Genomic DNA, 15,553 nt, shown 5'->3' with positions numbered 1-15,553 from the left:
ATACGGTATTAGCACTTCGTTATAGCTTATTCTGTCAGGCGCTTCAGAAAGTACTTGTAACTACAAACATAAAAAATACCGGCAACAATAATGCTAGTTTTCTCATTCTACAATTCTCCTTTTTTTCACTTTACATATTTGCATATTTTCTCAATTTTACAATAAAAAAACACATCATACCTCAATATAATTAAGTTTAATCTCTTGCTAACGCCAATACGCATACCTTTTCTGCGCCCGCCGTTTTTAACGCTAAAGAACAAGCCGACACTGTGGCAGAAGTTGTGACTATATCATCTATTAATATCACGGTTTTACCTCTTAAGATATCATTGTTTTTCACAAAAAATGAATCTTTAATATTCTTTTCCCTATCAAGCTTAGACAGCTTAAACTGTGGCTTTGTAATTTTCTTTCTAAATAAGACTTTTTTCAAAACCGGAATATCCGCCTTGCTAGATATTGCATCTGCAAGCATTGCCGCCTGATTGTAGCCTCTTTTTATTCTTCTCACAATATTTAAAGGAACTGGTATTATAAATTCTGCGTCTTTATAAAAATCATACAGCTTCATCATCTCGTACATAGAAGAACCAAAGTCTTCCGCGAGAAAGAATCTGTCTGAATACTTGAACTTCAATACTAGATTTCTCAGTGAATCTTTATATAAATAAACTGACCTCATTTTATCAAAATTGTACTCTTTGGGGCGCTTTTTGCACACATAACAATACTCCCCGCCATCATATAACGGCATACCGCATTTTTGACATACCAGATTTCTTATCACAGGAAAAGATTTTTTACACTTATCGCATATCTTTGTACGCGACAAGCAATTTAAATCGTCTCCGCATACAGAACATGTAATCGGGTAAAAGAAATTAACAATCTTCAAGAAAAAATCTTTCATTGTTATTAAACCTTTTATACCTCGGCAAATTTAGTTATGCCGTCTTCGAAATTTATTGTCAAAAGTTGAAATCTGTATTTTGCTTGTAATATTGAGGCAATATGCAATTTTATTATAAGCCGCCGAAACGCGAAACGTACAAAATCTTGTTCTTCCCTATTAGATTTTATGAAGGTCTCGTTTCTTTACAACAACAAGCAGTAGATTCTCCGTCTGATAATAACACCCGGAAATGTATATCGCCAGCACCTTATTCTTCTTTTTTGTAAAAAGATACGCTTATTTCTCTCTTTTTCTTCTGTTGTCATTTAGATATGTATCGTCAATTTACTTATTAAAGAAATATCGTAATAATTTAAATCGGCATTACACCTATATTTAAATCTATCTAAGTTGACGCCGAGAAGAAATCTGCAATATTTTGATATTTCATAATCCACGTTAACAGATATGCCAAAATTTATATTGTTATCTTTTTCCACATCTGCTTTTGATTTCTGATCTATACATCTAAAATCTGAAAGAAAAGCAATTCTGTTTTTAAATGGCAGCACCTTATTAACAACAGGAATTTTTATCCCAGACGGAAATATCATATCGAACTTAATCTGCCCTAAATAAGTATCTTTATAAACATCTGAAGCGTATTTCCCAAAAGCATTTTTTTGCCAGCGATTTTCACTCTCGTATTTCAAACTGAATTTCCATTCGTTTAAATCAAAAGCGCATTGTCCGACATATTTCTTTGAGAGCGGACTAGGCAGAATCTTTGAACTGGCATAATCCGACTCGCTGGAACTTGTATTTTCAAAAGCGAAATACAAATTAAATATTTTTAAAAATTTGAATCTGTAATCAAATCCGCATATAACGCTGTCGCAATAAGAAACGCCGTAAGTTGTTACGACTTTATTATGATACTTAAAATTAAACTGCGTATCGAGCATCCATTCCCCCGCGCCGAAAAACCTTTCCACGCCTGACATCCCTATAAGTATCTCAGGCCATACGCGCGTGCATACATTTTTCTTTGTCCCTGTCATACCCGTTATATAGGAGCTGTCGCTACTCCCGGTATAAGTACAGTTTACGCTTACAGTGTTTAAAGGGGAAAGAGCTTCTGCGAAAGAAAAAGCTTCAAACGGCATATATTTTCCAGAAAAACGCATATCATCCGTATTCAAAATGGTTTTAACCGCATAAGAATCAGCCGGGTAAAAAGGCTGCAAATCCATCAATGGACTGTTTCTAATCCAGAATTTGCCCATTGTCAAACCTGTTGATTGAAAACCTTTATCCACGCTGTCATAAGAATCGGAATCTTGAAGTCTATAATATGTTGAAAAAGCCAAACTCTTAAAAAATGGAGACGAAGTAATGTCGCAAGCGTTTAAATTCCAAGAAATTTCGCCGATTCCCTTTCTTTCAATATATTTTTCCTGTCCCGGGATAAACAAAGAAGACGCGCCATTACTGGCGTTTATGTAGTAATTTTCTTTTGTATTTACGCTATATGTAAACGCAGGATTAAACCAGTTTGCAAGACCTAACACAAAGCTCGCGCCGATGGTCTGATTCAACGTCTTATCATACTCGATTTCCTGCTTAAAATCATTGTTTTTCTCTTTTACAACGTTAATTACATAAGACGGCGAAAAAGTAATTCCGCGAGAAAATTTAAAAGGAAGTTTTATCGCAAATATATTTGACCGTTCCAAAGTGTGGTATTGCTTAATATCAAGATATTCTTTCATGCTGTCCAAACCTAAAAATGAATTTGACCTTGCGACCGGAACAGATGGATAAACTTTATAATATGAATTTACCGTCCTTGCGTCTGCAGAGATACTTGTCGGCAGCACAGCAAATTCGAGAGGATTATCATAAACCATCGTTTCTGAAAATATTTCTTTGTCTTCAAGACGTTTAATTTCAAAATTGTCAATAATAGAACGAGAATATCTTATAGTAAAATGCGGAAACTTATCGCCGATTTTTAAATTTGTTTCAGCGTAGCCCGTGTATGTCACAACCTGTCCTTTCTCATTTAAAGAAATCAAATTTGATTTCTTTTCATCGATTTTCGGCGCCATGGTTTCAATTCTTGAAATACCCGTTTTTAAAGGCAAAATTTTTGCCTTATTTATTTTTAACCCATCAAAATTGAAATAAGCGCTATCTTCCGAATAATCTCTATTATACGCCCCGGCCGCAATGGTCTGAAAATTTTTGTCAATAGATTTTCTTGACGCTCCGACCGAGATAGCATCTATTATGCCCGCTCCTTTCCACTGTAAACTGCATCCGACTTTATTGGCGGCGCCGAGAGGAACTTTGCTTCCCACGGCGTGTATTTCATTAAACCAAACCTGATGATTCATTCCGACTTGAGAAGACTCAACGCCAATGACAAACTGTGAGATTCTATCGAGCGACGGGTTTCCGTAAACGGTTATCTTGGCAGACGAATCCAGCGATGACCACGACGCAAGTCGTCCAATGCCGTCCTGTTCTATTGTTATAAGTTTCCAATCCTGCCAGCTTGAATCGTCAGTTACAGGAATTCTATACTCAAAATAATTACTGTCATTCCCTCCCGCGCGGAATATTATCACATCTCCGACTGCAGCATACTTTGATTCGGGTTTTGCATAAACCATGAATTTTATACTTTTATATTTTGATATATCAAGAGGATCTTCCGCATAAACTGATTTTGCCAAAAAAGTTTCTCCTGAAGATATCGCATTATATGCAATCTTCAATGCCCGTTCGTCTTTTCTCACGGTATCTTCTATATCGTACAAGTCCAAATAATGTTTGTTAGACAAAAGAGATTTATACTCAGGATCAAATTTCCCTATAGCAGAAATACTGAAATTATCCAAATTCATTCCTATTCTTTCCCATCTGTTTCCGCTAATTGCAATTTTGCCTATAACTATTCTGCCTCGTTCGCCTGATTTTTTCTGCACACTAAAACGCAAAATTCTTATATTTTTCCATTTTGATATATTATCGTCGGTAATATTTAGAGGTATTCTTATTTGCCGCCAGCCGTTTACATTGGTTTTTATAACTGTCCCGCTTGAAATGGAGTAACTACCGGCAACTTCCTCTAAAGTGTCCAATATGCCGTTGCCGTTTAAGTCTTCCGTATCGAGTTTTCCGTTATGAGCTCCGATTAACGATACTGTCCCGTCAATATTGTGGAATTTCTGCCCCGTATCTTCCCACGGGCTTAGAATACCGTCGCCATCCGCATCTTCCGTATCTAAAATTCCGTTGCCATCTGCATCTTCATTTATACACGATGCATAATCAATTATAAATTCGGGGGAAGACAAATTATTATCCTGTATCCACACGTCAATATAAAGCTTTTTTGAGAAATCACATCCATCGAGGGAAAGTTTTTGAGCAAAAGCAACCTGCGAACGATCCCTGACATCGTAATTCAATTCTAAAACAAGCTGCTTTTGCTCATCTACAAACTCTAAAGAGGGGTCGATATCTCTTAGGCATATTTCATAGCTTTTCCAAGATAAATCATCCAGTTTTCTCGGCATACAATATCCGCCATTGGCGCTGTGAAACCAGTTTTCGTCGAGCATACTTGTTAAATCTTCGCAAACAGAACTATCCATTGAATCAATTATAGCTTTATTCGAAGTATTGATATTTTGGACGCTTAACGCATATTCGGCTTCAGCATTGATTTTCATATTCAAAGCATCAATATCTAAATCGGCAATTTTTACATCGACACCTCCGACGCCAAGACTTGCCGGAACGTTTCTTATGTCTGGAACAGCCGCCCCTGCCGCCATAAAATTATAAAGTATGCCTGCGCCTAGAGAAATATTGTCTGTCAAATTAAATCTGCTGCTGGCGCCGATAAGAGTTGCTTCTCCCTGCGAACCAATTATTGTTGAATAATCGTAAGATACGTCTAATACCGAAGTTTCTTTTATAACGTTTTCATTTTTTACGGTTAAAATACCCGTATCATAATCTATAACATAATCGCTTTCTGATTTCAAAGTCATTCCGTCGACAACAACTTTTTCAGATTTTGGAATAATGCCGGGACGCAGTGCAAGCGTTTTAATCGTATACTGATATTCCGCTATAAATCTATACTTGGATGTTCCTTTTAAATACAAATCATCATGTAAAGGCTGCGACAAATGAAAAACACCGTTCTCAAAATCAACCGCAATATTTGCGCCGTACCCTGCTTTTGGAGGATATGCGGGAACGTCTTTTCCTCTTTCAATCGTCAAAGGAATATCGTCGTTTAAATTTCTTATCTCCAAAAGGAAATTATCCCTGCCGTTATCGCGTATAATATTTAAATTCCCTAAATCATAAAAAGTTTTGAGTTCTGTCGTAACAGCAACGGTATTATTTACATCCTTAATTATCAACGGACCGTTTCCAGGCGTAGAACCGTCCGTAAATTTATAATTCACCGCAACGGCACAGTTGCTTGCCAGCGTATTTTTAAAAACAAGTACGCCGGTATTATAATCGACGGTATAATCTTGTCCGGCGATAAGTCGGACAAAATTTCCGCGATAAGAAACATCCGCCCTGTTCAAACTATACAGGACAGTAGAGGCAATTGAAATATTGTACGCCGGATCGAGCTTCTGATAGTCTATGTATACTTCAACACTGCCATTTTCAATTGTTCTTGTCTCTGCGCTGCGTAAAAGTGAATAATATCTCAGTTTGATGTAAGAAGTATCGACAATAACTCTTCTTTCAAGCTGTGTATTTCCAGTAAAACGTTTAATTTCGGAAATTCCCTTTGTTTTGCTGAAAAAAGTGTTCAATCCTAAAGTTTTATAGCGCATATCTACTTTTAAGCCAAACAATTCCTTTGAGTACTCCATAAATTCAGTATTCGCAAATAAAACTGAAATATCTCCAAAAGCCGCCTCCTGCACAAATTCGCCGGGTTGCCCTTTGTAAACAAAAGAAATATCTTTTTTACCGGATGTATCATCATAGTCAACGTCAATATTTAATCTGTCTTTGATGCTTCCAAAAATCTTCATTTGGAGTTCCTGCTCCATCTTAAGGAACGACGTATTTTTTCTTTTCCCGTCTTTTTCTTTGTCATATACTCTTGCAGTATAATTAAAACCTGCCAGCTTCTTCACGGAGATTGAAAGCCATGACCCAAAAGGAAGTTCCGCCACAATGTCCGAAAGAATATCCTGAGACGGCAGAGTACTTTTTACGGCATCGGCGGATACTAAATCATTTCCCCGCAGTTCTTCAGTAGAATTTCCCGGATTTTCAAAATTTTCAGCTGCAATTTCCTGAACGGATTCCGAAGGCATTTCTTCAAATCTCAGCGGTACATATCCTTGTAATATTACCGCATTGGACAATACAACGCTTTCAATGCCAAGGAACGCATTGTATTTGCCGAACCGTCCGCCAATTCCATCTTTACCGCTTACAAGGATAGAATACTTTTTTGCAGAAGATTCGTATTCCGCCAAACATAAAGTGCAAATAAAAATAAATAAGAAAAACAATAAAACAAACTTCTCAAATCTTTCCATATAATTTTTAAATTGTATAATATTCAAAGACTAAAACAGACACAGGCAAGTCAAAGTAAAGTACGAAAGAAAAAAGAGAGTAAAAAGCAATGCAAACAAGGAAATAACATATAAAACATTTTATTCTTAAATTATTCCGATACGGCATTTTACATTTATAATATCGTCATGCTGTTTTATCAATTCGGGCGCAAAATAAGACATCAGTTTTTTTGCTTTCCAATCTGCAGCTAAAACATAAAAACTGCTCCAAAAAGATAATCAATAAAAAAGATATTAAATTAAAGATTATTTAAAGATTATAAATAATACGAACTTCATTTTCCTTTAAACCTAAAAATAATACATTTAGGCATTTATGTTCCATATTTCTAATTTAACGCACATTATAGCGGTATATTCTTTTCACTCCTTTATAAATTTTGATACAATTATAATATTGATACATTGAAAAGAAAGATGCCAGATGCTTGTCATCATACAAAACACTTGTATTTCCGTTTACACTAAATGTCATTCCTAAATATCATACATAGTCGTTAGGGATATTATTATAGAGGGTTTTCCGTTTTTTCAAATACTTAACAGCAGATTCCCGGCGCAGTCGATCGGGAAATAACAAACAACAAAAATTTCTTTCATCAGCTAGTAAACATGATAAAAAAACTACATTTATATATTATTAAAGAATCTCTTGGGTATTTTCTTTTTGGAGTGGCCGTTTTCTCTGTTCTTCTTCTTTTGGATTATGTATTCGACCTTGTGGATCTTTTCCTTTCAAAAGGAGTGGCTCTTTTTGCCATTTTAAAATTATTCGCCTTTGCCATTCCAAATATTTTAACACTTGCAATACCGATGGCTGTGCTTTTTGGTGTATTAATCGCTTACGGAAGACTGTCAGAAGACAACGAAATTACGGCAATGAAATCTTCCGGAATGAACTATAAAACGCTGTCGTTTCCCGTAATAATTTTTATCTGCACAATATCTTTTTTCCTCTTGTTTTTCAACCACTTTTTGGCGCCGGCAGTGAACTCTGATTTCAGAAATCTCTATCAAGAAATTCTCACAAAAAGACCGCTTGTTAGATTTACAGAAAAAACAATAATTGAACTTGGAGAACACCGCTTATACGCAAATAAAGTAAACAGAAAAAATAACATCCTCTATGAAGTAAGCATATATAAATTTGAAAATAAGGATAACTACGCCGTATATGAAAATAACGACAATAAAAGTTTCTTGCCGCAAAATAACGATAAAGCGTGGCGCATAGCGGCGTCTTCCGCGAAAGTCAAATCTCGTCCAGACGGCATTCAGGTTTTTCTCCACAACGGTTACTGGCAAAAAGCGGATCCTTCGGATACAAATAATATGATACACATGACTTTTAAGTCTTATTGTTTTTTTATACCGATTGGCGATATTGTAAAAGAACGCGCTTTAACCGTATCGGAAATATCTTCGCCTAAACTCCTCGAAACCATAAGAGCCTGTAAAAAGCAAAATATTCCCTTTACGGTATGTGAAATTGAATTCTGGATTCGATGGATTTATGCCTTTGCTCCGATTGCTTTTGTTCTCATTGCGCTGCCTATAGGCATGATGACAGGCAAAGGCGGAAAAACCATAGGTTTTGGAATGAGTTTATGTATTATTTTAGTTTATTACACGCTGCTTATACTTGCGTTAAACTTAAGTGAAAAAGAGTACGCCCCAACAAACCTTATAATGTGGTTGCCGAACGCTGCGGTCACCGCAGCCGGAATTTGTTTATTTATAAAAACGATAAAAAAATAATGAAAATTCTTTACATATATATCACTAAAATCTTCACAAAAATTTTTATGCTTACAACCGTGGTATTTGCTCTTGTAGGAATAATATCTGAATTATTCAGACATGTAAGTTTTTATATTGACAATAAAACTCCCTTTTGTCTGGTATTCATTCACCTACTTTCAAATATGCCGTGGTGGCTTATGCAAGGGCTTCCCATAGCCACCCTTTTAGCTGTCTTATTTTGTCTCGGAGATTTATCAAAAAATAACGAGATAATAGCAATAAAAGCCGCTGGAGTAAACATGTGGAGAATTATCGTATTATTCCTTATAGTAGGCTTTGTCATAGGAATAGGCGATTTTGCTGTAAAAGAATTTGTCATTCCCAAAACAAGCTCATACACAGAGGTAGTAGAAAAAGAAAAAATACAGAAAGAAAAAATAGATATAAAAACCGAATTCTCCGATTTAGTAGTCCCTATGCTTAATAACACAAGAATTACAATAGGTTATTTAAACATCAAAGAAAATATAATAAAGGACATTGTAATAGAAAAGTACGGCGACAAATTCGCAGCGGAATGTCTTATTTTAGCCGAATCCGGTACATGGGAAAATGACGCATGGCTTTTAAAAAATGGAGTTATAAGAAACTTTAACGCTGATTTTTGGACTGAAACACATTTTAAACGCTACAAATCCAATATACATATAAAATCGGAAGATATGGCAGTACAAGATATCGATCACGATACTATGAATATGCATAAACTCAAAAAATACATCAGTCAGCTGAAAATATCAGGGCAAACAGCAGTTAAAGAAAGAATCACTTTAAATATGCGATTTGCCGCTGTTTTTGCTTACGTTGTAGTCATGATAATGGGAATTCCTTTTGCGATTGGATTTGGAAACAGATTAAGTAAAATATTAAGTTTTACGCTCGCTCTGATTACCGCATTTATCTACTGGGGAACTCAGGCAATAACAAAATCGCTCGGCGAGAATTTTATTTTATCGCCCTTTATAGCCGCATGGCTTCCAAATTTGATATTTACAGCAATCGGAGTTTATCTTCTCAGTAAAGTAAGGAAGTAGCAAGCTTCAAGTAAGATTTTATTTATCATCCAAAACCGATGCCAAACGCCAACTTACAAATAGAAAAAACCGCTACTATCTCCGTCGAGCTGCACCGGGTCTTTATATCTTCGCCGCTACTTGCAGATATAAACTCAGTTTCGAATTTGGCATGAACTACAAGCATAAAACGCAGGATATAAACCGATACTTTACGCCATATTTTATATTCTCCTAATAAAATCTCGAGAATTTAAAAGTTTTTATGACAAATGAAGGAAATATCTATTGCCGGTGCTGTCTCGTTTTCAACAAAAAACTTTTTAATAAAATTTAAAACCGCTATTCGTTTACTGGTCAAGTCCATCAAATCGTCCCGTCTTTTTTTGCGCATATAACAAACGCGCAAAAATATTTTCCATTTATTATCGCATATTGCCGCGATTTCCCACGACACATGCAACATAGATAAAAAAAATTTAATTTATTATTATATACATCAATCTCGCTGCCAAAACATAAAAAAGTTTACATCGGAGGTTATAATATGCATATTCCTGACGGGTTTTTAAACAACAATTTAGCCGCAGGACTGTTTGCCGGCGCATTAGGCATGCTCGGATTTTGCTTAAGCAAAGTTTTTCGAACCGTAACGGCATCCATAGGTGTTCTCGCAGGAAACAATAGCAACGGAAACATCGGATCATTCGCATTCAAATTTCCTGATAACGCGGGTAAATATTTTCAAAAAATGGCAATCGCAGCATTATGGATATTCGCCTTCCAGATGTTTAATGTCCCCATTCAATCAGCAACCTCGGCACATCTGATAGGCGGACTATTTGCGGCTGTTCTTGCGGGACCCTTTGGAGGATTTATCATAATATCTTCTGTTCTTATCGTCCAGTCTTTATTTTTTGCCGACGGCGGAATACTTGCGCTTGGAGCAAATATTCTCAATATGGCTTTTATCGGTTCTTTTCTCTCCTATTATATTTATAAGGCGCTATCTGGAAAAAACTATTATTTAGCAATCTTGACAGCATGTTTCTTTTCGGTGACGACTGCCGCCCTCTTTTGCCTGATTGAACTTGGCATTTCAGGGACCGTATCTTTTACAAAGGCGTTTAAAGATATGATGAGTCTGCATTCGGTCGCCGCCTTACTGGAAACCGTTATCACTTTAGCGTTACTAAAAGTATTTAAAATTTCAGCGGAAGGTAAAAATGAATAAAAAAATCGGCGCCGTAATATTTCCCATATTTGTGACTTTTTTTGCAAGTCTATTCGCTTCTAAAAACCCCGATGTTTTGGAAACGCTTGCTATAAATTACGGTTTTGACAAGCAAGCCAAAGAAATAGCTTCTATATTTGCGGGATACTCTTTCCCTTTCATCAGCAGCCACTTCCTGTCAACTTTCTGCGCCGGAGCAACAGGATTAGTTCTGTTGTATATTCTTTATAAAGGAATAAACGGCGCAATCGGACGTTTTATAAAATACTTCCTTGTTTTAGAAACAGACAAAAAATGAACAAAGCAAACCGGAAAGAACAGATTTTAGAACTATTAAAGCGCGTAAAAGATGGAAAAGTTTCTCCGGACGACGCGTTGTTGCATTTGCAAATCGCCCCGTTTGAAGATTTGGGATACGCCAACGTTGATTATCACAGAGGATTGCGACAAGGCACGGGAGAGGTAATTTACGGACAAAATAAAACGTCTGAACAAATAAAAAATATCATCTCCAATATGCTGGACAAAGGTTTAAATAATATTATGATTACGAGAATTTCCCGACAAACAGCCGATTTTTTAATCGAACAAAAAATAGATTTGGAATATCATTCTACCGCAAGACTTGCCATTGCAAAGCGCGACAACGAAATACAGCAAGTCGGTTCAGTGGTAATCGCATCAGGCGGCACAAGCGATATACCTGTATGCGAAGAAGCCGCCATTACCGCAGAAGTTTTAGGAAGCCGCGTCGCGCGGCTATACGATGTCGGTGTCGCTGGATTACTCCGTCTTTTATCACAACAAAACATTTTCGCAAAAGCACGCGTTATCATAGCAATTGCAGGTATGGAAGGCGCTCTTGCAAGCGTTATAGGCGGACTTGTGAGCTGTCCGGTCATTGCGGTGCCGACAAGCGTAGGCTACGGTTCCAATTTTAACGGTCTTTCAGCGCTGCTTGCCATGCTCAACTCCTGCGCAAACGGCATCTCGGTTGTCAATATAGACAACGGGTTCGGCGCGGGCTACATTGCCAACCGCATCAATAAGATGGAGAGTATTCAATGAAAACGCTCTATTTAGAATGCACTATGGGAGCCGCCGGAGATATGCTGATGGCGGCATTATTTGAACTTGCCAACAATAAAACAGATTTTTTAAAACAAATAAACTCGCTCGCAATTTCAGGGCTTAAAGTAAACACAGAGTCTGTCGTCAAATGCGGTATTAAAGGCACGCATATCAGAGTAAGCATTAACGACATAGAAGAGTCCGCCGCGAAAACAGATATTTTGAAAAACAGCCATAAACATTCCCATGAGCATTCTTATGAACATATTCATCACAATCATTCACATAAACACAACCATACAAATCTTGAAAAAATTGAAAATATCATTGCCCGATCGCCCATTTCCCAAAAAGTAAAGGATAACGCGCTCAACATCTATCGACTAATTGCCGAAGCTGAATCCGCCGCGCACGGGCATTCTGTGGAACAAATACATTTACATGAAGTAGGCAGCATGGATGCCGTAGCAGACATTGTCGGCGCATGCATGTTAATAGAATCTATAGCGCCGCAGGAAATAGTCGCATCCCCTATCAACGTGGGCAGCGGGTTTGTGCGCTGCGCGCACGGCGTAATGCCTGTGCCGTCTCCCGCGACGGCGCATATATTGCAAGGCGCTCCGATTTACAGTAGAAGCGTTGAAAGTGAACTGTGCACACCTACCGGAGCCGCTATTATCAAACATTTTGCAAAACGTTTTGAACAAATGCCCGAAATGCGTGTTCAAAAAATAGGCTGCGGCATGGGGACAAAAAACTTTGAGGTCGTCAATTGCCTCCGCGCATTCTTAGGAGAAACTGAAAACAGCGTTGACAAGACAAATGATCGCGTAGTCCAGTTACAATGTAATTTGGACGATATGACCGGCGAAGCTGTGGGATTTGCTGTCGAGTTATTGCTGCACGAAGGAGCGCTGGACGTTTTCGTCTCGCCAATTCAAATGAAGAAAAACCGGCCGGCAAGTTTACTCACCTGTATATGCAGCGAAGACAAAACTCATTTTTTTGCCGGATTAATGCTTCGGCATACGACCACTTTCGGCGTACGTAAAACCGTTTGCGACCGCTATGCGTTAAAACAAGAGATTTCAATAAAACAAACACCTCTTGGCAAAATACGGATAAAAACAGGCGAGGGTTACAATGTAAAAAAATCTAAACTAGAATATGACGATATTGCGAAAGTCGCGCGACTAAACAATGCGCCTTTCGCCGAAATCAACGATGCCCTATCGCGGAACAAAACAAACGAAGAGAAAAAAATATGAACACAAAACAAAAATATGAAATACTGAGACAATACATATCCAATTTAGACAATCTTATCGTTGCATTTTCAGGCGGCACTGATTCGACTTTTTTGCTAAAAACAGCGCACGATATCTTAGGCAATAAGGTCATTGCCGTAACGGCAAAATCATATTCTTTTCCGCAACGCGAGTTAAATGAAGCTATAGCATTTTGCAAAAAAGAAAATATACGCCAAATCATCTGCGATTCAGAAGAACTAAATATTGAAAATTTCTCTCGCAACCCGATAAACCGCTGTTATTTGTGTAAAAAGGAGTTATTTTCAAAAGTTTGGTCTGCAGCCAGAGAAAACGACATACATCACGTAGCTGAGGCTTCAAATATAGACGATGACAAAGATTATCGTCCGGGTCTGAAAGCAGTGTCTGAACACGGCATTAAAAGCCCGCTGCGTCATGTAGAGCTTACAAAAGAAGAAATTCGTTCGCTTTCCAAAAAACTGGGACTACCTACGTGGAATAAGCAGTCCTTTGCTTGTCTGGCTTCGCGATTTCCTTACGGAGAGCATATTACTCCGCAACGTCTGTCAATGATAGATCGGGCGGAACAACTGCTTTTAGATATGGGACTAAGGCAGGTAAGAGTCCGCCATCATGGGAATCTCGCCCGCATTGAAACAGACGAATTAGGATTTAATATTCTCATGAAACGCAGCCAACGCGAAAAAGTGTACAAACAGTTTAAAGAAATCGGATTTACATATATTGCAATAGACATTCTAGGATACCGCGTCGGAAGCATGAACGAAACGCTCCCTGTAAGCAGGATTTAAAATAAGGAAAATGCTTTAATACGTTTGTTATAGTTTAGAATATACAGATAGAAACAAGCTTGCAAAAGAAAAGTTAGATTCGGGATTTTACGTTGCAATTTCTTCTGAGCAGCAGATTTCTGGCGGGAATAACGCAAGAGACGTTCTCACAAATCATTGAGACGAGAAAGCGGCAATGTATTATTGTTTTTTCGGCATAAAGCTGGCAACTTTACTGTTTATTTTCCTAAAAAATGAAATCTTTGGAGAATCCCCAAAAAAATAAGACAGCAAATCTCATCTTCTTAATATGACAAAAGAACAGGATTGGCGAAAAGCTGGAACTGCTATTGCAACATTTTTTCTAAATATCATAAAATCACGAACATGCGTGGGAGCAATAAACACAAGATATAAAAGTTTTTCATTTGAATTCACTTTCCTTGAAAATCTTGGAATACCACAACGCAATTTTATCCGCACGTACCGAATATTTTTTTAGCCATTATGCAGTCACATTCTCTGCCAAGCAGTCGCCAAATGGTTTAAAGGTTTTTAAACTTGTTTCCGCCTTTATTTGCAAGCAGTCAACCAAAATAAAACGGAGAAGTTGTTTTTATGAAACACAATGCAGTTAAAACAGCAAAACAACCTCTCCGTTTAAACACCCTAAAACCAAAATCTTAAAAATCATAGCCAGAAAAATGAGCGGATAGAACTCCATGAGCAGAAATGTCAGAAGCATTAGCAGTAACCAAACCAAGCAAGAAAATTATTTAAAGCATATTTCCCGCCGCTATGACACAACATATAACTGTTAAAGCGACGTTATTTCATACGGGGAATAATGAACGATTCTGCAATATGCTCAACTCTTTCTCGAAATTTTTCTTCTTTTAACAGTCCGTTTTCTCCAATACATTCTAATGTTGTTCTTCTCATATTTTCTTTAAGCGACGACATCTCATCGCCGTCCTTAATGATATCCGCTTCTGCCCAGCTTCCTATTTTTTCGACTTTTTTTGATAGGACACTTTCTATCAAGCCGCTTGCGAGATTCTGCACTTGCATCTGATTCGTAGGGCTTTCATTCGTAGGGCTTTTAATCTTATACACTGCCTCTATTACTCCAGCATTGAATTCGTCAGTAATCCTATCCTTAGCGGCGATATCTTCCTGGCTTAAGCGATTTGGCATACTCTCAAAATCATTTTCTGATTTACTCTTTGATCCACTCCCTTTATTTAGAACTACAATATTTGATTTATCACCGCTTTTACTACAGGAAGTTAATCCAAATATTATAAAATACAACATTATACAACTGCAAATTAATACTTTCATCTAAACCTCTTGCCGTTTACTGGTTTTTGTTAATTATTCACAAATCTATAATTTAAAACGCTGCATGAGACCTTAACGCCTTTGTTAACCGCGTTACATCTTTTTCCTTTGATAATTCTAGCGTTTGTCTTTTTCCTACATACATTATATAGAATCCATCAGCTTTTTGCGATAAGAAGATTTTATAAAGCATACTTCTCCGACTTTGCCGTCTTTAATTTTTACAATATTTTTCAACCGGTTTACTTTTCACCAAGTGCATTTTACATTAAAAACACAACCGTATCGAACAAAACAACTAGAGCATTTAGTCAGCGTTATCAAATGGAATCCTGTTCTTTCATTGGTTTTCATGAATATTGTCAGCTATATTGTAAGCTTTTGGAGGTTTATAATATGTCAATTATGTCTATACTCGGAGCTTCATTTGCAGCTACTACCGCTATGCATAAGTTATTTTTTAAGGCTGTTGCATATGCCGCGTTTCAA

10 protein-coding genes and 1 pseudogene are annotated in these 15,553 nt (G+C 37.2%); 7 read left to right on the top strand and 4 right to left on the bottom strand.

The window, feature by feature from the left end; genetic code table 11:
- Positions 1 to 196 precede the first annotated feature (196 nt).
- The 3 genes and pseudogenes from LE179_RS04400 to LE179_RS04390 all read right to left on the bottom strand — a co-directional run bounded on the left by LE179_RS04400 (position 197) and on the right by LE179_RS04390 (position 6,495).
- Positions 197 to 685 carry a ComF family protein gene (locus LE179_RS04400; RefSeq protein ID WP_374129282.1) on the bottom strand — a complete coding sequence of 163 codons (489 nt, stop codon included), beginning with the start codon at positions 683 to 685 and terminating at the stop codon, positions 197 to 199.
- Positions 686 to 730: 45 nt separating this feature from the next.
- Positions 731 to 913, bottom strand: a pseudogene (locus LE179_RS04395) (double zinc ribbon domain-containing protein); the annotation flags it as partial.
- A gap of 308 nt (positions 914 to 1,221) precedes the next feature.
- Entirely contained in the window at positions 1,222 to 6,495 is a 5,274-nt protein-coding gene (locus LE179_RS04390; RefSeq protein ID WP_374129157.1) for a hypothetical protein, read from the bottom strand.
- A gap of 654 nt (positions 6,496 to 7,149) precedes the next feature.
- On the opposite strand from LE179_RS04390, the gene LE179_RS04385 reads away from it, so the two are divergent.
- The 7 genes from LE179_RS04385 (at position 7,150) to larE (ending at position 13,741) form a co-directional block, all read left to right on the top strand.
- The gene (locus LE179_RS04385; protein WP_374129156.1) at positions 7,150 to 8,295 is read left to right on the top strand and encodes an LptF/LptG family permease; all 1,146 of its coding nucleotides are present in this window, start codon (positions 7,150 to 7,152) and stop codon (positions 8,293 to 8,295) included.
- Complete coding sequence (locus tag LE179_RS04380; RefSeq protein ID WP_374129155.1) at positions 8,295 to 9,374, top strand: LptF/LptG family permease; 1,080 nt, start codon at positions 8,295 to 8,297, stop codon at positions 9,372 to 9,374. Before LE179_RS04385 ends, LE179_RS04380 begins: the two co-directional genes overlap by 1 nt.
- Positions 9,375 to 9,900: 526 nt before the next feature.
- Entirely contained in the window at positions 9,901 to 10,587 is a 687-nt protein-coding gene (locus LE179_RS04375; RefSeq protein WP_374129154.1) for an energy-coupling factor ABC transporter permease, read from the top strand.
- On the top strand, positions 10,580 to 10,885 hold the full coding sequence (locus tag LE179_RS04370) for a PDGLE domain-containing protein (protein ID WP_374129153.1): 306 nt from the start codon (positions 10,580 to 10,582) through the stop codon (positions 10,883 to 10,885). The genes LE179_RS04375 and LE179_RS04370 overlap by 8 nt, the downstream gene beginning before the upstream one ends.
- Positions 10,882 to 11,655: a nickel pincer cofactor biosynthesis protein LarB gene (gene larB / locus LE179_RS04365; protein ID WP_374129152.1), complete on the top strand. Its 774-nt coding sequence runs from the start codon at positions 10,882 to 10,884 to the stop codon at positions 11,653 to 11,655. The genes LE179_RS04370 and larB overlap by 4 nt, the downstream gene beginning before the upstream one ends.
- Positions 11,652 to 12,926: a nickel pincer cofactor biosynthesis protein LarC gene (larC, locus tag LE179_RS04360; protein WP_374129151.1), complete on the top strand. Its 1,275-nt coding sequence runs from the start codon at positions 11,652 to 11,654 to the stop codon at positions 12,924 to 12,926. The genes larB and larC overlap by 4 nt, the downstream gene beginning before the upstream one ends.
- The gene (larE, locus tag LE179_RS04355; protein ID WP_374129150.1) at positions 12,923 to 13,741 is read left to right on the top strand and encodes an ATP-dependent sacrificial sulfur transferase LarE; all 819 of its coding nucleotides are present in this window, start codon (positions 12,923 to 12,925) and stop codon (positions 13,739 to 13,741) included. The genes larC and larE overlap by 4 nt, the downstream gene beginning before the upstream one ends.
- Before the next feature lie 807 nt (positions 13,742 to 14,548).
- On the opposite strand, the gene LE179_RS04350 is transcribed toward larE, so the two are convergent.
- Positions 14,549 to 15,064: a hypothetical protein gene (locus LE179_RS04350; protein ID WP_374129149.1), complete on the bottom strand. Its 516-nt coding sequence runs from the start codon at positions 15,062 to 15,064 to the stop codon at positions 14,549 to 14,551.
- Positions 15,065 to 15,553: the final 489 nt, after the last annotated feature.

Origin of the sequence: Candidatus Endomicrobiellum agilis (genome assembly GCF_020328115.1) — a bacterium.
Classification (GTDB): Bacteria; Elusimicrobiota; Endomicrobiia; order Endomicrobiales; family Endomicrobiaceae; genus Endomicrobiellum; species Endomicrobiellum agilis.
The sequence above is the reverse complement of the archived record's forward strand: the minus strand, read 5'-3'. Positions and strand labels throughout refer to the sequence as shown.